This window comes from Niallia sp. FSL W8-0951 (assembly GCF_038006525.1).
GTDB lineage: Bacteria > Bacillota > Bacilli > Bacillales > Cytobacillaceae > Niallia > Niallia circulans.
On the sequence record NZ_JBBOVK010000002.1, the window covers coordinates 412260 to 431211 of the forward strand.

The window sequence follows — 18952 nt, forward strand, 5'->3', positions numbered from 1 at the left end:
CAGCCTTATTATTAACAAACTAAAAAACACTAATCCTCATCTTTAATGTCTAAATCCTCAGGAATTGGCTCACTTAATACTTCTTCTACAAACGTTTTATATTTTTCCACTTGCTTAAAATGCGTATTAAATTGCTCCTTGTTAATAAGATAATCCGTCCCATCATAAATGGCCCTAATCTGATTTTGTAAAATAAGGTTTTTCACTTTCATTTCTGAAATCGACAGCAATTCTGCGGTTTCTTGCACGGATAAATACATAAAAACACCTCTTTCATCTATTTGCTATTCATCTTTACACTGACTCCATTTAAACTTAACTCTGTCTTTATACTGCCTTCATCAATAAACGGTATAGTTACCATATCAGCACCATCAAAAGGAGGATGAATAAATGAATTTCGTTCTAAACAGCTTATTTTTAGTTATGATCTTTTGTTGTTTCTCTTTCATATTTTATCAGTCTTTCTTTGCTAAAACTAGAAAGGAAAATGCCCCCATTTTACCAACTATTAAATTAGAAAATGATTCTTGTAAATCAAAAAATACAGGAGCCTTCTCTAAAGATATTAAATTATCTGCAGAATAGTCACGCAAATCAACCACCCTATTTCACTTATCATTTCTATTTATCTCAAAGATCCCACGAAAAGAAAAGGATCTTTCTTTTAACTTAAAAGCGGATGATCTTATTTTTCAAACTTCTATCCTGTTTTTTCTTCTTCAAACATATAAAGCCACTCTTCCAAAGCAAGATTATTCATCGGTTTAGCATAATAATATCCTTGGATAATCGGCCATTTATTTATGGTAGATAAATATTCAATTTGCTCTTCTCTTTCTACCCCTTCTATCACAATGCATAAATGCAAAGAACTTGCCAAGGCAATAATAGCTTTAATAATTTCTCCATCTTTTTGCGATTCTGGAACTTCATCAATAAAGGATTTATCTATTTTCAATGTATTGACTGGAATTCTTTTTAAATAGGACAAAGATGATACCCCAGTACCAAAATCGTCAAGAGCAACAGAAAAACCTGCATTTCTATAAGCTTGCACGGATTGAATTGCTCCTTCCATATTACCGACGGCGCTTGTTTCAGTAATCTCTAACTCGATTAATGATGGACTTAGCTTATATTTCTCTACATACGCTTTTAAGTTTCTCATTAGTCGTCGAGAAGTAACATAAGGACCAGGAATATTAAATGCCACAGATAGGCTTCTATCTTGATTTTGCCATCTGGCCATTTGCTTGCAGATCTCTTCCATAATCCAGTCAGTAACTTCCCAAATTTTGTCAGACGCTTCTAAAATAGGAATAAAAACTCCTGGAGAAATCTCCCCATATCTAGGATGCTTCCATCTTAATAAAGCTTCCACTCCTGCTACTTCCTTTGAGTTTAAATTTACTTTAGGCTGATACACTAAGTATAATTGTTTTTTTATGAGGGCATCTTCTATCTCACTCACAAGATGATTAGCAAATGTTCGCTTATGTTTACCTGAATCATACTTTATTATTTCATTTTCATAGCGAAGCGAATAATGAGTTAAAACTGCTACAGCATTTAAATATATTTGTTTGGCAGAAACCTTTTTCTCATTAACAGACAATGCAATAGCTGTCTCTATCTTGATCATTTGATCATCAATTATTACAGGACTAGATATTATGGCTGTTAGACGATTAAGTTCTAAAATTAAATTCTCTAGATCCTCATTTGTCCTACTTAAGAACGCAAAACGATTTCCTTCTATTCGAAACAATTCTATATTATGGCCTACTAGCTTCCTACACACTTCTTCTATATAAATAATGATTTTATCACCAAAATAGTAGCCATACTTACTATTCCATTTATTTATATTATGAATATGAAGAATTGCTATCCCACTTAAATAAGTAGCAGAGCCTATCACTTTTTCAAACTGCCTGCGATTGGGGCGCTTCGTTAATGCATCAAAATGATTTAACCGATAGTCGACATAGCGATCCAGCAAGCTAGATAAAAAAGAAAATAAAAAAAGAATAGCCATACCAATTGATATACCGAGAATGATTGATTTTATACTAAGATGATTTGCGTGGGAATGAATAAGTTCTCTTTCTGAATCCACATAATACCTGACAGCATGCATTCCAGTATAATGCATACTTGATATCGTAATTCCCATCAAAAGAGAGGTAATACATTTCACAATAAAGTTATTCATATATGGCTGTAACTTTAGAAAAATAAATAAGGAAGCAAAAGAAGCAAGCACGGCAATAACAACAGATAAAGTAAAATAGCCAAAATGATAGGCATAATTAGCCTCTATAACCATTGCTCTCATTCCAATATAGTGCATAGCACTAATACCAATCCCCATAAATATCCCCGCGAATACAATTAATCTACTAGAATTTCTAGCTTTGCTTGATAGGCTGAAAGCCAAAAAAGCAGCTAGAATAGCTGGTACTATTGAAAGTATCGTTAATGGAATATTATATTTCATATTTACTGGGAGCATAGAGGCGCTCATCCCAATAAAATGCATAGACCAAATTCCGAACCCCATGGTAATAGATGCTAATCCTAACCAAATATATCGATGAAAAAAACTATTATAAACAATCCGCTCATTCATGGAAAGCGCCGTATAAGATGCTAAACATGCGATTAAGATCGATAATAGAATAATAGGAATAGAATATTCCACTTGTAAATAAGTTACTGAATCAGCATTAGGCAATGTAAAAATAGTAATTTCCCCTCTAAAAATATTCTAATAAGCGATTTCTCTTGATTATCTCTTTTTCGCTTTCGATTAACGCATGTTATTCAAAACTTTTTACCTAAGACTTTCTACTTGTATAAATTGAATATAAAGGAAAAATTCACTTTAGACAATCCTTTCATTAATGGTATTATCTCCCAAAAAAATTAAAATAAATTAAATCCCGTTAAATCTTTAAAGATTTAACGGGCAAGAAACAATGCCTAATAAAGAGATTGATAAATGATAAACGTATCCTTTTCTGTCCTATTCCCGACTTTCACCTCTCCTTTCTTTTTGAATAATGCATGGTTATCCATAAAAAATCGATATTCATCTGAAGGAAAATAGAGAATAATGTTGACCTTGCGACTATTTTGTTCCAGTGAGTACACGATATTACTAATAATTTTTTGAAAGATAGGCAAGGAAAAAGGATTAAAAAAATAGAAATAATTATCTTCTGGCTGTACCAAAAAATCCTCTGCTCTTCCTAAATAAAAATGTATCTTTTCTTTCTTTTTCTTTCTGCTTTTTGCGTATTGTTCTAAATTAAGAAGCGCTTGATAATAAAAGTCTTCATTGATTTCAACTCCCTTTACAGTCGACTGAAATACATAATGAATATAAAAGTTTAAACGCCCTTTTCCACATCCAAAATCAACTACATAATCTGTCTCACGAAGCGGAAATTCGCGAAATAATTGCTCCAAATGCTCATATGGAGTTGGTTCATATCGATGATAATGATAGGACTTATGGAATCCTACTTGTATTTCTTCTGTTTCAATATGTAATAATTTATCGTAGTTCAAAGCATTCACCTTTCATCTAGTTTCTTAATACCGAAAAAATCCCAAATATACATTTTCACTCTATCTTATTTCCATCTCACGGTATTCATTAGGTGAAACACCTATGATTTTTTTAAATACTTTGCGAAAATATTTATCATCTTGGTATCCAATCATATTAGCAATATCATAAACTTTCAAATTACTGCTTTTCAATAATTCTTGAGCTTTTTTCATTCGGATGGTAACTAAATACTCTGAAATATTGACATGATACTCTTGTTTGAATTTTCTTGAAATATATTCTCTACTGATGTAAAAGTGCTCCGATATTTCTTGAAGCTTAATCTCCCGATGAAAATTTGCTTTTATGTACTTTTCAATTTCGTGAATAACATTTTGCGATCTTCGGGCATTTTGTCTTTTTACTCGTCGAAGAAACGATGCTATTTCTTTTTTCTTCCTTGCTTTATATGCTTCCAACTGAAAAATACCCTCTTTGTCCATAAATGAATAAATACGCTCCTCAATATTGGAGGGAATTCTTATCGGGAGATTGAACTCCTTAAACCATCTTGTACTTATCATTAAATATTCATGCTCCAAATGCAAAAGCTGGCTTAATGATAATGGTGGATTATTCATCATATCTTTTTGGATCTGCCCAATAAGTGATTGAAAAGCATGTAATTCTCCCGTTTGAATCGCCATTTTTATCGAGCTTGAATAACCCATTAAGCTTTTTATCTCATATTCCTTTTTCTCTGTCATTATTTTTCCTTGTTGATTCCCCAAAACATCTCGATTCATCATAATAGACTTAGCATACTGATAAGAAAGATTCAACTGGTTAACGGAAGTAACTTCTAATCCCATTGATAAAGTACAAGAGATTCCTAATAACTTTAGGATAGTAGTATGTACTTCTCTCATGATGACAACCGCTTCCTCTTTCCTTCTTAAGAGAAGAAGGACAATTTCTCCTCTTCCGGTTACATAATGAAAGGCAATTCCCTTATTATTGCTGCTAAGCTCCTCATTTATTACATTCAAGAGTGTAAAAAGAGTGAGATCTTTATCCCATTTAAATTCTTCCACGATTCCATTACTTACTTGTAAGAGTCCGATTGTATAGGCCTGTGCTTTGGTTAAAAGAAATTCCTCCAAGACATGTTTATCGAATGGATCATTATTTAACATCTGTGTTAATTGGTGATCACGATACGCTGGCTTCATTTTATTAATAAGTTGTGTTCTATTAAGCTTCCTTTTCCTTTCCTCTTCCTCTTGTTTCCACTCGTTCACTACCCTCCTTAATGTATCATTCAGCATTTCAGGGTTAATAGGCTTCAATAAATAGTCTGAGCTTCCGTAATGCATTGCCTTCCTCATGTAATGATAATCATCATAACCTGTAACTACTATCGTCTTCCCATGAGCGTAATGCTCATCCATCCATTTTAAAAGCTGAGTACCGTCGACCTTTGGCATTTTCATATCAGAAAAAATAATTTCGGGATTTGCCGCTTCTATTATTTGAATAGCATCTTCTCCATTACTTGCTTCGTAAATGTCTGTAATTTCATTTCCTGACCAATCAGCAAGAAGCTTAATTCCTTCACGAACATGCCTTTCATCATCAACGATTAGTGCCTTCATCTTCATTCACTCCTTCATGTGAAATTATTGGGATACGAATCATTACGGTAAACTCTTTCTTTTCGATACTGTCGATTACAAAGCTTGCTTGTCCCTCATAGTAAAGTTGCAAACGATCGTAAATATTATTTAATCCGATTGATTCTCTTTCTTTATCCTCCTTTCTTCGTTCCTCATAATATAATTTTTTATGAATCGTCTGTAGTCTTTCGCTGCTTACTCCTATCCCATTATCCTCGACAATAATTACTAAATCATCATCCTCTGTATAAGCACGGATTGTAATTCTTGCGCCCTCCATTTTATTACTAAAACCATGTTTAAAGCAGTTTTCAATAATTGGCTGTAGCAGCATTTTCGGAACAACAATTTCATGTGTGCTCGGTTCGATTATTAATATTATATTTAGCTCATCCTCAAACCTCTGTTTTTGAAGAGACAGATAGGATTGTGTATGTTTTAATTCTTTCGATAGCGGCACCATAGCTTCTCTCATATCCATACTGTATCGCATCATATCCGAGAGAGAAGTCAATAATGTATAAACAGGAACTGCATTCATTTTTAGAGCAAGTGTGCCTATGGACTGAAAACTATTGTATAGAAAATGGGGATTTATTTGTGATTGCAATACCTTTAATTGAGCTGACTTATTCTCAATTTGCAGTTTATATTCTTTGTCTATTAATCTATTGATTTGTAATACCATCGATTTGAAACGCCTACCAAGCATTCCGATTTCATCATTTCCTCCCGCCTCAAAGTTTGCCACAAAAATCCCCTTCTCTACCTTTTTCATATTTTCCATTAAAACTTTAATTGGAGCAGTAATCTTAAAGGAAATAATCATTGTTATGACTAATACCATAATTAAAGCCACTAAGGCAATCATCGTATTCATAAATGCCGTTGCCCTCGCACCTTGATAAAGACTAGAGTAAGGGATACTTTTTACCATATACCAATTATTATCCTGAACAGCAATATTTTCATAAAAAATAACCCCTGAAAAATCTTTACTTTCCCACTTTATGTTATTTTGTTGGGGATTTGTTTGAACTTTATAAAACCATTTATCCTTTGTTTTTTTGCCGATTACAGCTTTATTGGAAGAGTAAATTACAGTTCCATTTTCATTTATAATGGAAATACCTTCCTTATCTTTATATAGCCTATTCACAATCCCATCTATTTTTGAAAGATTTATATCAATAGACATAAATCCCAAAATATCATTAGATGGCACATTTCTAATCTTATTATGAAGGGATAGAACAGTTGATTTCTCAGAGTTAGGAATAATCGATAAGCCATTATAACTGTATATCGTATGTGGTGGTTCGATAAGCGAATAGTTTGTTTCACTTTCCTCTAATCTCCGATAATATGGATGAAAATAGATATTTTTATTTTCACCTCTCCCACTTATGCGCGAGTGATAATTTGTAACAGAATCTCTCCCTTTATTAATATATAAATGCATTTGCTCTATTTCTGAACGAGAATTGTACACATATGCCAGCACTCGACGTACCTCTTCCATATTCTCCTTGTTATTCTCTCCCACTCCCTGTGTTAGTACATTCATGAAAGGAGTATAACGATATAATACGGTAGACATTAAAGCAATATCCTCTAAGTACGTACCTAACTCTTCCTTTCCCTTCTTCATTAACTCTGTATTGTATGCAACTGATTCCTTGTTAACATGATGAATGGTTTGAAAATAGGTAAGGACGATACTGCTTCCAAAAGGAAGAATAGTAGCAAGAAGCAAGAAAATCATTAATTTTTTTCGAATACCCCATTTCATTTTCGGTCGAGAAGCCTTAAATAAACTCCGTTTTTTTGATATACGCCTAAAGTGGACATTATTCTAATCTCTCTCTCCTCCTCTCCAAACCATTCCTTATAAAAATAATACATAAGGAGTGGTCAATATATTACACCTTCCTTGTCAATGTAAGCGGTTACCCAAAAGGTATAACCATTATATTATAAAAATAGGAGGTGCAGAAAGTGAATAATCCAAATAATATAGAAAAAATAGAAACTCCCCCTGTACACCAGTCAAGTGTAACGAGAAAAAAATCACTCTCTACAAAAAAGAAGAAGAACTGGAAGGAAGCAGGTTTATTTTCTCTATTTGTAGGTCCTGTTTTTATTGCATTTACAATTGTGGTGCTTGTTCCATTTTTTTCTGGCATCTATTATTCCTTTACCGATTGGAATGGCATAACTGGAGAGATTAAGTGGGTTGGATTGGATAATTTTAAGTATATCTTCACAGACGATAAACAGTTTCTCCAATCTTTTAAGCTGACTGCTGTTTACACTGTTGTAGCGATTATTTTGACAAACGCCATTGGTTTTAGCCTAGCACTGCTTGTTACTCAAAAACTAAAATCTAGCAATCTATTACGTACTGTATTTTTTATGCCTAATCTACTCGGCGGCCTCTTACTCGGCTTTATCTGGCAATTTATCTTTATTAGAGGATTCGCTTCTATTGGAGAACTTACAGGGATACCACTATTTGAGTTAGCATGGTTAGGAGATAAAAATACCGCCTTTTGGGGAATTGTAATTGTCAGCGTATGGCAAGGAGCAGGATATATTATGCTCATTTATATAGCTGCATTGCAAAACATTCCAAAAGAACTAATTGAAGCAGCAAAAATGGATGGAGCAAACCGCTTTCAAGTGCTGCGAAATATTAAAGTTCCACTTGTTGCTCCTGCTGTGACAATATGCTTATTCTTAACAACTGCATCTTCCTTTAAAATATTCGACGCCAACCTTTCGTTAACAAATGGAGGTCCTTTTAAATCAACGGAAATGCTGGCTCTTAATATTTATACCGAAGCCTTTGTTAACAATCGCTACGGAATTGGGGAAGCCAAAGCACTTATCTTCTTTATTGTTGTAGCAGCCATCTCCATTTTACAGGTTACAATTACTAAGAGAAAAGAGGTGGAATCTTGATGGAAAACAGGTATACTAGCAAAACTTTCTTAATGGAACTGCTTGGTATTATACTAGGCTTATTATTCTTGATTCCCTTTTATTATGTGATTTCTAATTCACTCAAGCCTTTTTCAGAAATACTAACAAATACCTCTTCCTTACCAAGTACGTTTGAATTTGGAAACTATCTAAATGCTTTTGAAAAGTTAAATTTCCTAAAGGTTTTTAGCAACTCTCTTCTTATAACGATAGCTAGCAATATTGTATTAGTCGTATTCTGTTCGATGGCTGCTTATATGCTGGTCCGGACGAAAAAGAAAATTAGCACGATTATTTTCATGGCCTTTGTTGCTGCCATGATTATCCCTTTCCAATCTATTATGATTCCACTTATTAAAACAGCCTCAAGTTTACACTTACTTAATAGTATTTGGGGTCTAGTATTTATGTATTTAGGCTTTGGGTCTGGGATGACTATCTTTTTATATCATGGTTTTATTAAAGGAATTCCAGTTGAATTAGAAGAAGCTGCTATTATGGATGGCTGCTCTCGTTTTGGGGTGTTCTGGAGAATTGTTTTTCCATTATTAAAACCAATTACCGTAACAATCATCATCTTAAATAGTCTTTGGATATGGAATGACTACTTATTACCATCACTTGTCTTACAAAATCCAGAACTGAGGACAATACCACTTGCTACTTTCTTCTTCTTTGGCCAATACACAAAGCAATGGGATCTCGCTCTAGCAGCACTAATGATAGGAATTGTCCCACTGTTAATCTTCTTCTTTTCGATGCAAAAGCATATTATACAAGGGATTACTAGTGGATCTATTAAATAGGGAGCTAAGAGGCTGTGTTCACAAAGCCACCTCTTCCATATAAATAAGCTATTTCTATAAACAGGAGGAAATCAAATGAAATTTAACAAAATGAAAAGGTATTCCTTATTAACTGGTATCTTATCTGCTTCTCTGCTCTTTGCAAGTGCTTGTTCAAATGAGGGTGCCTCAAGTAACACCTCTTCAAGCAAAGGAGAAAAAGTAGTGGTGGACTTGTTTAACGGAAAAGTAGAAATTGCGGATCAATTAAAAGCATTGACAGATCAATACTCAAAAGAACATCCAGATGTAACCTTTAATATTGAAACAGTCGGTGGAGGAGCAGATGGAACGGCTGCTTTAAAAGCAAAATTCGCCTCCAATACAGCTCCTGATATTTTTGGAAATGGTGGATATCAAGAGGCCTTAACTTGGCTGGATAAATTAGAGGATTTGTCAGATCAACCATGGGTAAAGGACGCATATGAAAGTGCCTTAGTTCCCATGACAGTAGATGGAAAAATTTATGGCCAGCCAGTTAACCTGGAGGGATATGGATTTGCCTATAATAAAGCATTATTTAAAAAGGCAGGTATTACGGAAATACCAACAACATTTTCTGAACTAGAAGCAGCTGCTAAAAAGTTAAAAGCTGCTGGAATTACACCTTTTTCGATTGGTTATGGTGAATGGTGGGTTTTAGCTAACCATGGACTAAATGTTCCTTTCGCTTATCAAGAAGATGCCGACGCCTTTATTAAAGGATTAAATGACGGATCGGCAAAAATCGAAGGGAATGAGCATTTTGACAAATACTTTGATTTACTGGATTTAACCATTGATTATGGTAATAAGAATCCATTAACAACAGACTATAATACCCAAGTAACTCTTTTTGCAACAGGTGAAGCTGCGATGATCCAGCAAGGAAACTGGATTCAGCCGATGATTGATAAAATTTCTCCTAACTTGGAGGTAGGCTTTATCCCAATGCCATTAAGTGATGAGAAGGAAAAATCGGATAAGCTAATGGTGGATGTGCCTACAAACTGGGTTGTTCATAAGGATGCTCCTGAAAAAGATAAAGAAGCAGCATTAGATTTCTTAAACTGGATGGTTACTTCCGATTTCGCAAAAGAATCTATTGTAAAGGACTTCAAATATGTTCCAGCATTTGAAACAATCACTGCCACAGCTGAAGATATCGGTCCCTTAGGCGCAGAGATTCAAAAATACTCACAGGAAGGCAGAACATATACATGGCAATTTACGAAATATCCTGATGGTGCTGGACAGGAGTTTGGTGCTAGTCTTCAAGCATATGTAGGAAGTCAAAAATCACGCGAGGAAACAATGAAAGCATTGGACGATACTTGGGCTAAACTAAAAAAATAGTAGATGCACAATATGAGATACTAGCTAATATTCATACATTTATCTTATCTTAACAATTTATTTAAGATTTATTGATAGTTTTGTCATATATTATTCATAATATATGGGTATGATATAGCTATAGTCATTAAATTTCTTTTTCAAGTCCCCCCTTGAAAATAGATAGTATGAAGGAGTGCCAAATAAAAGGCATTCCTCTTTTTTTCGCAAAAAAAAAAGACTCTTCACACCTGAGAGTCTATATAATAAGAAGAATAGTATTAAATTAATTCAAGATTTTTATTTTGACTGTTTTCCGTCCCCAAGCCTTTGCTTTGCTAGTTGATGGCATTAACACGTCTATTTTATGTCCTTTAATTGCTCCGCCTGTGTCTCCTGCCACAGCTTCTCCATAACCTTCTACCCAAACTTTAGAACCTAATGGAATGACTGCTGGATCTACTGCAATTAATTTCATATTCTTATTCTTTTTAATATTATATCCAAGTGCCGTAAAATCAGATTTTGTATCTTGATGACTATAAGCAGTTGAGGTTACATAAATAACATCTTTACTGCTTGAAGACTTACTAGAAGGTGATTTGCTCGTAGTAGGTTTTGAGTTAGTCGATGCCCTAGCAGCTTTTTTAGCTGGACTATTTACCTTTACGACATTCTTCTTCGCTTCTTCTTGCTCTTTCTTCAATGCGGACTCTGCTGCATTTATTTGATCAAGTACTGCTTTTTTCTGGTTCTCAGCTAATTCTACTTCTTTAGAAACAGAAGCATATTTTTTCTGTACAGCCGTTACTGCCTCTTGTCTTTGAGCAACATTTTGCTGCAGTTCATTTTGAGTAGCCGCTAATTCATCATATTGTCCTGTTAATTCCTCTTCTTGCTGATCAATTGCTGCCTTTTCTTCTTCAATTTTCTGAAGATCAGCTTGCTGCTGCTCTAATATATCTTTATCACCATCAAAAATCATCGAAATAGCTGTTGCTCTACTAATAAAGTCAGCGAAGTCCTTTGAATTAAACAGCACTTCTAAAACAACATTTGTTTGGTCTGTATTCTGCAAGGAAACGAGACGATCTTTCATCACGTCTTTACGTGCCAATACTTTATCTTCTAGAACAACAATTTCTTCTTTCTTTTTCTCTATTTGTTGTTGCGTTTCTTCAATTTTCGCCTGCAGATTTGCTATTTTATCTTTATTTTGCTGCATTACTGTTTCAATAGATTTTAAATCCTCTTGAACAGCTTCCAACTCTTTTAAAGTTTTTTGCTTTTCTGCTTCTTTTTCATTAATCAATTGCTGATTTTGATCCAACTGATTTTTCGCCTTGTTCAGTGTTTCTTGACTCGTTTCTGCTTGTACCATAATCGCTGATGTCAAAAAGATGACACTACTTAACGAAATGGCCATTAGTTTTTTTAAGGAACGCATCTAAAAACCCCTTTCTCTATTGTTATAACACATGAAAGAGGCTTCTAAATTACAATTCTATTAAAATAATAAGTCAATCCTTTTAAAATTAGTTTACAAGCCAGCTATTAAATATCGCATATTTTCTAGCATTCTGTAAGTCTAGAAGGGAAAATGACCCTTTGTTACCTTTGTAATAATTCTGTTAATTATTAATATTTACCCTTTTCGAAATTGAATTATATATCCTGTTTGAGCTTTATCATATCCATACACTGAATTCCATTTTCATAGATTTCCTCTTCATAGTGCTGGAGAAAAAAATCTTTCTCAATTCGATCGATTCGAAACCCGCATTTTTGATAGAGAGCAAGTTGTGAAATACTGCTATTCCCAGTCCCTACTTCTATTTTGTTATATCCTAATTTTCTCGCCTCTTCAATCGCGTGCATAACTAACCTTTTCCCTAAGCCTATTCCTTGATAGCTTTCGCCCACAGCAAGATTGATTAATTCTATTGTTTCTTCTTCCATTGGTAATAAAACATAGACACCGATAGTTTGATCCCTATCTTCCGCAATATAGCAAATGCCCTTTTTAAGATATTCTCTGATTAAATGTTCAGATGGGTCTGCTAATAATAATAAATCAAAAGGGGGAGTTTCTCCTTCTCTAAGCTTGCGAATCTTCATCAATCGTTCATCCTTTCTATAGACAATGCATCATTTTTTCCGCTTCTTGCCAAGGAACCGTATATCCTGCGCCTTTCGCACAGAAAATAGACGAGGATGTATATGCTGGATCAGCATTTTTATCATAGTCTAGTCCAGCAATCACTTCTTGTTCATTATGACAAGGGTAATAACCCGCAAAGGTAAAGGAAAGCTGACCTTTTCCTTGTGTAAAAGAGGCTAAGATTGTGCTGTATTCCATAAATGTGGCAACGGGAGCCTTGCCGGTAATAATTGCTTTATTATCTATTGTTTCGGGCGTATCAAATGCTCCATGGGCCATTTGAATATCAGCCAGCACTCTGCCCATTTGTTCGATAGCTACTTTTATTTTGAAAGCATAATAAGGCTCTAATAACCGGTTCTGTACTTTTTCTAGTCCTTGGCGCAATGCTCGAAAAGTAGCTTCCCGAAAATCACCGCCGTGTGTATGTTTATTATGGGCTCTCCCTGTTAATAATGTCACTTTTATATCTGTTAAGGGGGAACCAGTCAAAATCCCATGATGATCTCGCTCAAAAAGATGCTGGCAGATGAGATGTTGATTTGCTATAGATAAGTCATCTGTATGGCATCTACTCTCAAATGTAATACCTGTATTTCTTTTTCCTGGCTCTATACGGAGATGTACCTCTGCATAATGACGTAATGGTTCAAAGTGTCCATATCCGACAGTAGCTGTTTCGATTGTTTCTTTATACAAAATTTCCGGTTGACCAAAGTGCACATTTAAAGAAAATCTTTCTAATACTAGCTCCTGAAGAACCTCTAATTGTATTTTCCCCATCACATGCAAGTGAATATCTTGCTGTTTCTCCTCCCATGTTATCTGAAGAGATGGATCCTCTGCTTCTAATATCCGAAAAAGCTTTAGTACCTCTTTTTTATTTACTCCGTCTTCAACTACCACTTTTGAACGAAGCGTTGGTACCAATTCATATACTGCTTTTTCAAGCATTGCTCCGACTCCATCTCCCACAATTGCCTCTGTAAGACCTGTTACAGCAAAAATTTCTCCGGCACCGACTTCATTTACTTGTTGAAATTGTTTTCCATTATATTTACGAATTTGCGTAATTTTCTCTACCATTCCATCTCCATATGGAAGTTCATCTCTGACATGCAGAGTACCACTTATTGCTTTTAGAAAAGTAATTCTTGTTCCACCTTGCTCGTAACGAATTTTAAATACTCTTCCTGCAAAAGGTTGATCCTTCCTATATATTGTTTTTGTTAATTGATGAAACTGATCGAAAAATTCCTTTATCCCAATATCCTGAAGTGCTGAACCATATCCACAAGGAAAGAGCCGCGACGAAATAATCATTTCTTGGATTTTTTCCATCCACAATATTGGTTGATAGCCATTATCCATATAGTAATCCAAGAGCTCTTCATCCCGCTCTGCAATAAATTCTATTTGCGCTTCCGACATACTGCTATTATCTAAAGAGGAAATATCATATACATCTGTCGTAAATTGGGAACGAATTTCTTCCAGAACACGCGCTGCATCCGCTCCTGTCCGATCTGTTTTATTAATAAAGAAAAATGTAGGAATCTGATGCTTGCTTAATAGATTCCACACCGTTTCGGTATGCCCTTCAATCCCTTCTACCGCACTAATAATCACAATAGCAAAGTCCATTACTTGAATCGCTCTTTCCATTTCTGGAGAAAAATCAATATGTCCAGGAGTATCAATTAAATAATAAGTAGAATCTCCATGTTCAATGATTCCTTGGTCTGCAAAAACCGTAATCCCTCGTTGCTTTTCAATTATATGACTATCTAAAAAGGAATTTTTATGATCTACACGGCCTCGTTTAGTTATACTATTTGTATGATATAGAAGCTGCTCTGAAAAAGTAGTTTTTCCCGCATCAACATGTGCTAATATTCCAATTGTCTTGTTCATTTTGAAAGCGACTCCTGCTTTTTTAGTTTATACCTATCATTATAGCTGAAATGGCCATAAGGATGGTATAACTACCAGAAAAATCAATTGTAGATCAGCCTCTTTTACTTCTCCAAACAAAGAATGTATCTACTATACAAGCCAGTAAAATTCCTGCTGAATAGCGTATTAAATCCATTAATAGGAAGCCCTTTCCTAGAATTAACGCTCCAATTGTTGTATCCCGAAGCTGATTAAGCCAATCCGCTTGATATAATTGACTGCCTTCGATTCCAAAACTGAATAGTATGCTCAGTATTCCTGCAACTAGGAGGCTATTTCTGATAAAAAGAAACCGAAACCCAAAGTAAACCATCATCGCCCAAATCATATCTCCTGCATGAACGCTTATAAAATCAGGAAGATGATTACTAAACTTTCTAGAAGATAGTCCTAATAACAGCATAAGTATGGCTGAAACAAAATAGAATAATCGATACATTTTTTTCACTCACAATTATATTTTATTTAATATAGCTTGATAATCTCTCCCCCTCCTTTCCTATCTGCCCCTAAAATAAAGAGACCCGATTTACTGATATGGTCTCTAGAATTCAACTAATTTTCTATTTGTTTAACATTTTGTGCCACTTATCCTAAAAATAAATCTAAAATATTAGAACCTTTCGATGCTTGTTTATTATAAAACTCTGAGTACCCGCATTTCTTGCAAAAGACAACCGTAAATGTATTATGCTGGATATCCATTAACTTGGATAAACCCGTTCCTGTCATGGCCACATCTTTTGTTCCTATATCTGTTCCTCCGCATTTTACACAGCCTTTGCTTTCCATGTTATTACGCTCCTTTTTTGTTATATCTTTGCTTCTGTTTTAACATCTCCTTTATTATTACGAAGTAATACGATATTTAGTTTCATTTCTCTCAATACAAATAATGATGAATTATTTGTAAAAGTTTATCTAAATTTTCTTCCGAGACATTTTCACTTAATCGTGCCGCTGCCACAATTGGAATCCATTGAAGGATGTCTTCTTTCGTTAAGCCTGTCTTGCTGCAATATATATGCAAGTATAAATCTGCTAGATCCTGATGATTTTCCGCATAGAGAAGATAAGTTCTGCATACATCTGCCCGAGAATCTCCTGCTCCTGCATCCACCCAATCGATTATCCAAACACTGCCCTCAGCTTTTACAAGATTGAATAAATGCAAATCCCCATGACAAAGCCTTGTTTCCTGCGGCATTGTTTTCAGTTTGTTTAAAAGAAGGGATTTACTTTCTTCGTCTAGAATCTGAGAGTCCGCTATTTGTCTTCCCCATTTGTAAGATATCGGCTCAAGTGCTATTCCATCATGCTGGTGAATCTGTTGTTGGATATCAATAGACAAGCTCATATAATATTCAGCTTTCTTTTCGTTTTTAAAGAGAAGCTCCCCCAATGTATTTCCTTTTATATATTCCATTATCAAAACTTGTTTGTTCTCTACCATTGTCACATCTAATACTTTTGGAACAGGTAACCCACAAGCGTGAGCAAACCTTTGTTTCCTTGCTTCCATTTCCGCTTCGGCAGGTGGAAGATAATCTTTATACACTTTCATAATCGTTTTATCATTTACATAAATAGTTGCCGTATTTCCGGTCGCAATGGCTTTCCCAAACTTCAACTTACCCACTCCTTTTTAAGATTCTTCCTCTCGCAAAGATATTATTTTGTTGTCATTTCAAGAGGCTTTTCACACAAAAAACGAACGTTATTTTATTACAAAGTAGGAGTATTAGGAAATAACAGATATTTATCTTAATCCCCAGTGATTTCGGTTCCATAGATAGGAGCTTCCTTTTGAAAAAAACACCTAAAATATTCCATGCATTTGAGCTAGTTCAAACTTCCGGATGAAATTCATACTAATTTATAAAATATTTGCTTCCTATAAAATCGCAAGAAATTATTAATAAAATTCACTAAATTTGTTGCAGAATAATACGCTTAGAAAAAATAAGGAAAATAAATAGCTACTGTTAAAATAAGGGATAGAATAATGAAAATAATCTGTCCTAGAATCACAGAATTCACTTTTAAGGTGAATATCTTAACACTTCCTGTTTCCATTCCCGTCCATCCTTTATTGCCTGCGTTTAATAGATTATTTGTTTGATTTATATTTAGACCAAATAACCAGTACACACCAAAGATAAGTACACTCCCTACTAACACTAAATCTGAAAACCTCCATCCTATTAACTTGGACACAACATAAATAAGTGTTGCCTCTATTAATATGGTTATGATGATAACTATTAGCTTTTTCATACAATTCCCCCCTATTTTTTATCTATTCAACTCTCTTAAAGACTTGAGTTATCATAAACAGCTGGAAAATAAATATATGTATACTATTCAAAATTATCACATTAAATATTCATTTTCAATTTTTTTGAAAATTAACCTATTTTTACATAATGAAAACCCACTCTCGTGCTAGAAATGCAAAAAATTGGCTGGCAAGAGTTCGGTTATTACCGATTTATGCCAACCAATTCACTATTTAAAATATATATTGTTTAAGTTATATTAGCCTACTATCCCTGTCTCATCAGCATTCTTCGATTCGAAATCATCAAGCATAGCACGGACATCATCAGACGATTGCGTACTCATCAATTGATTTCTCAATTCACTTGCCCCTCTAAATCCTTTCACATAAATCTTGAAAAAACGGTGAAGGGCTTTAAAAGATCGTGTTTCTAATTCCTGTGAATATTTGTCATGAAGATCCAGATGTAATCGTAATAGATCAAGCAGTTCTTTACTGCTATGCTCTTTCGGTTCTTTTTCAAAGGCAAATGGATTTTTAAAAATACCGCGCCCTATCATAACACCATCCACTCCATATTTCTCAGCCAGCTCCAACCCAGTTTGACGATCAGGAATATCACCGTTAATCGTTAAGAGTGTATTTGGTGCCACACGATCACGAAGTTTTTTGATTTCTGGAATCAATTCCCAATGTGCATCCACTTGACTCATTTCTTTTCTTGTACGCAGATGTATCGAAAGATTCGCGATATCTTGTTCCAAGATATGTGTTAACCAGTCCTGCCATTCCTCTATCTCCGTATAACCAAGTCTTGTCTTAATACTGACAGGCAGCCCGCCTGCTTTTGCTGCTTGCACAATTTCCGCAGCAACCTCTGGACGGAGGATAAGTCCGCTTCCCTTCCCTTTTGCTGCGACATTAGGAACAGGACAGCCCATATTGATATCGATTCCCTTGAAACCAAGCTTGGCCATGCCTATACTCATTTGTCGAAAATATTCAGGCTTGTCTCCCCAAATATGTGCAACCATTGGCTGTTCATCTTCTGTAAAAGTCAAACGTCCACGTACACTCTGTGTTCCCTCGGGATGACAATAACTCTCCGTGTTAGTGAACTCCGTAAAAAACACATCAGGTCTAGCCGCCTCACTGACTACATGACGAAAAACAACATCCGTCACATCTTCCATCGGGGCTAATACAAAAAATGGCCGTGGTAATTCACGCCAAAAATTATCTATCATATAAAACTCAGTTCCTTTCATATAGATCCAAGATTAAACTTCTCGTCTCATAATTAAAACGAAAAATATCCCTTCCTACTTGATCCTTTCGTTTCAACAAGTTATATCATCCGATCACTTAAATCGAAAATTTATCATTTATTAGTAAAATCTTTTAAAATTATACCGTCTTCTATATTAAAAGGCTTTAATTCCTCTGTCAAATCAGTATATCTCTTGCCTGTTATAAGTCCCCTCAGTACTGGAAAAAGACTAAAAATATCTTCTTATAAAGGTCTAAAATTTACATCCTTTTCATATTTAAAATAAGAAGGGTTTTTCCAATGCAGTAATTTTTTGAAGCATACATCCATTTCCAAGAAATTCTTTTACCCCTTTCTTAAGATTCTTGATTGGCCCCTCCAGCTAATCTGGTTCATCCGCTTGTAAACAATCATCCTCCCATTTACAAACAACACATATTTCCCAATCATTACGTTCACCTAACATTTTATACTCACAACAAGGACAAACAACTATTCTTTTTCTTTTGTTTATCAATATATCCATTTCTTACTCCCATAATAATCTACGGTGGATAAGTTTTATTCTTGATAATCAAAACATTTTCTTCTATTCGCTTTCTTTATATAATAAAATATATCAATACGCCTCTGTAGCTATAGAAGGGAAGAGCGCCGGAAAACATTGTTGGTACCGGGTCGCAAGGCAAGGGTTTCAGAAGCACCGAAAAGCAAAAAAGCTGAGGCAGGTGAAATTCCTAGCCGGTGAAAGTCCGTAGGGAAGCGTGTTCCCCCTAGCCTATGCTTACGAAAGGAGTGCGGGTTCGAATCCCGTCAGAGGCATCTTATTTTCTTCCAATGAAACTTTCTACCATCAACCGTGTTACTGGTAAATAATCCAAAGGATGAGGATGTCTGTGAAG

The 18952-nt window shown here is 34.8% G+C and carries 18 protein-coding genes; 4 read left to right on the forward strand and 14 right to left on the reverse strand.

What is annotated here, in order from left to right; all coding sequences use genetic code 11:
• Positions 1-29: 29 nt before the first annotated feature.
• Positions 30-260 carry an excisionase family DNA-binding protein gene (locus NSS71_RS21960; RefSeq protein ID WP_047941795.1) on the reverse strand — a complete coding sequence of 77 codons (231 nt, stop codon included), beginning with the start codon at positions 258-260 and terminating at the stop codon, positions 30-32.
• 133 nt (positions 261-393) lie between these two features.
• Here NSS71_RS21960 and NSS71_RS21965 point away from each other — a divergent pair, with 133 nt between their 5' ends.
• Entirely contained in the window at positions 394-588 is a 195-nt protein-coding gene (locus tag NSS71_RS21965) for a hypothetical protein (RefSeq protein WP_047941796.1), read from the forward strand.
• Positions 589-703: 115 nt separating this feature from the next.
• Here the strand turns inward: NSS71_RS21965 and NSS71_RS21970 are convergent, their stop codons facing one another.
• From NSS71_RS21970 to NSS71_RS21985, 4 genes are all read right to left on the reverse strand, one after another.
• Complete coding sequence (locus NSS71_RS21970) at positions 704-2740, reverse strand: bifunctional diguanylate cyclase/phosphodiesterase (RefSeq protein ID WP_341152043.1); 2037 nt, start codon at positions 2738-2740, stop codon at positions 704-706.
• A gap of 248 nt (positions 2741-2988) precedes the next feature.
• A complete protein-coding gene (locus NSS71_RS21975; RefSeq protein WP_047941798.1) occupies positions 2989-3588 on the reverse strand; it encodes a class I SAM-dependent methyltransferase in 600 nt (199 codons plus the stop codon).
• A gap of 51 nt (positions 3589-3639) precedes the next feature.
• Positions 3640-5217, reverse strand: a complete 1578-nt coding sequence (locus tag NSS71_RS21980) for a response regulator (protein ID WP_341152044.1) — start codon at positions 5215-5217, stop codon at positions 3640-3642.
• Positions 5198-7003, reverse strand: coding sequence for a sensor histidine kinase (locus NSS71_RS21985; protein WP_336045371.1), 1806 nt, complete (start codon positions 7001-7003; stop codon positions 5198-5200). Before NSS71_RS21985 ends, NSS71_RS21980 begins: the two co-directional genes overlap by 20 nt.
• Before the next feature lie 260 nt (positions 7004-7263).
• On the opposite strand from NSS71_RS21985, the gene NSS71_RS21990 reads away from it, so the two are divergent.
• From NSS71_RS21990 to NSS71_RS22000, 3 genes are all read left to right on the forward strand, one after another.
• On the forward strand, positions 7264-8202 hold the full coding sequence (locus NSS71_RS21990; protein ID WP_369989046.1) for a carbohydrate ABC transporter permease: 939 nt from the start codon (positions 7264-7266) through the stop codon (positions 8200-8202).
• The gene (locus NSS71_RS21995; protein WP_047941802.1) at positions 8202-9029 is read left to right on the forward strand and encodes a carbohydrate ABC transporter permease; all 828 of its coding nucleotides are present in this window, start codon (positions 8202-8204) and stop codon (positions 9027-9029) included. Before NSS71_RS21990 ends, NSS71_RS21995 begins: the two co-directional genes overlap by 1 nt.
• Before the next feature lie 75 nt (positions 9030-9104).
• Positions 9105-10403: an ABC transporter substrate-binding protein gene (locus tag NSS71_RS22000; protein WP_047941803.1), complete on the forward strand. Its 1299-nt coding sequence runs from the start codon at positions 9105-9107 to the stop codon at positions 10401-10403.
• A 265-nt stretch (positions 10404-10668) separates the two neighbouring features.
• Here the strand turns inward: NSS71_RS22000 and NSS71_RS22005 are convergent, their stop codons facing one another.
• From NSS71_RS22005 to NSS71_RS22045, 9 genes are all read right to left on the reverse strand, one after another.
• Positions 10669-11829 carry a 3D domain-containing protein gene (locus NSS71_RS22005; RefSeq protein ID WP_047941804.1) on the reverse strand — a complete coding sequence of 387 codons (1161 nt, stop codon included), beginning with the start codon at positions 11827-11829 and terminating at the stop codon, positions 10669-10671.
• Between the two features lie 218 nt (positions 11830-12047).
• Positions 12048-12500, reverse strand: coding sequence for a GNAT family N-acetyltransferase (locus NSS71_RS22010; RefSeq protein ID WP_047941805.1), 453 nt, complete (start codon positions 12498-12500; stop codon positions 12048-12050).
• A 16-nt stretch (positions 12501-12516) separates the two neighbouring features.
• On the reverse strand, positions 12517-14457 hold the full coding sequence (locus NSS71_RS22015; protein WP_341152045.1) for a translation factor GTPase family protein: 1941 nt from the start codon (positions 14455-14457) through the stop codon (positions 12517-12519).
• A 94-nt stretch (positions 14458-14551) separates the two neighbouring features.
• The gene (locus tag NSS71_RS22020) at positions 14552-14938 is read right to left on the reverse strand and encodes a ribosomal maturation YjgA family protein (protein ID WP_047941807.1); all 387 of its coding nucleotides are present in this window, start codon (positions 14936-14938) and stop codon (positions 14552-14554) included.
• 149 nt (positions 14939-15087) lie between these two features.
• A complete protein-coding gene (locus NSS71_RS22025; protein ID WP_047941808.1) occupies positions 15088-15291 on the reverse strand; it encodes a zinc ribbon domain-containing protein in 204 nt (67 codons plus the stop codon).
• A 91-nt stretch (positions 15292-15382) separates the two neighbouring features.
• A complete protein-coding gene (locus NSS71_RS22030; protein ID WP_047941809.1) occupies positions 15383-16129 on the reverse strand; it encodes a phosphotransferase family protein in 747 nt (248 codons plus the stop codon).
• A gap of 323 nt (positions 16130-16452) precedes the next feature.
• Positions 16453-16776 (reverse strand): hypothetical protein, encoded by a 324-nt coding sequence (locus NSS71_RS22035; RefSeq protein WP_047941810.1) that lies wholly within the window; start codon positions 16774-16776, stop codon positions 16453-16455.
• Between the two features lie 261 nt (positions 16777-17037).
• The gene (locus tag NSS71_RS22040) at positions 17038-18048 is read right to left on the reverse strand and encodes a tRNA dihydrouridine synthase (RefSeq protein WP_336045375.1); all 1011 of its coding nucleotides are present in this window, start codon (positions 18046-18048) and stop codon (positions 17038-17040) included.
• A 384-nt stretch (positions 18049-18432) separates the two neighbouring features.
• Entirely contained in the window at positions 18433-18576 is a 144-nt protein-coding gene (locus NSS71_RS22045; protein ID WP_341132059.1) for a CPCC family cysteine-rich protein, read from the reverse strand.
• Positions 18577-18952 lie beyond the last annotated feature (376 nt).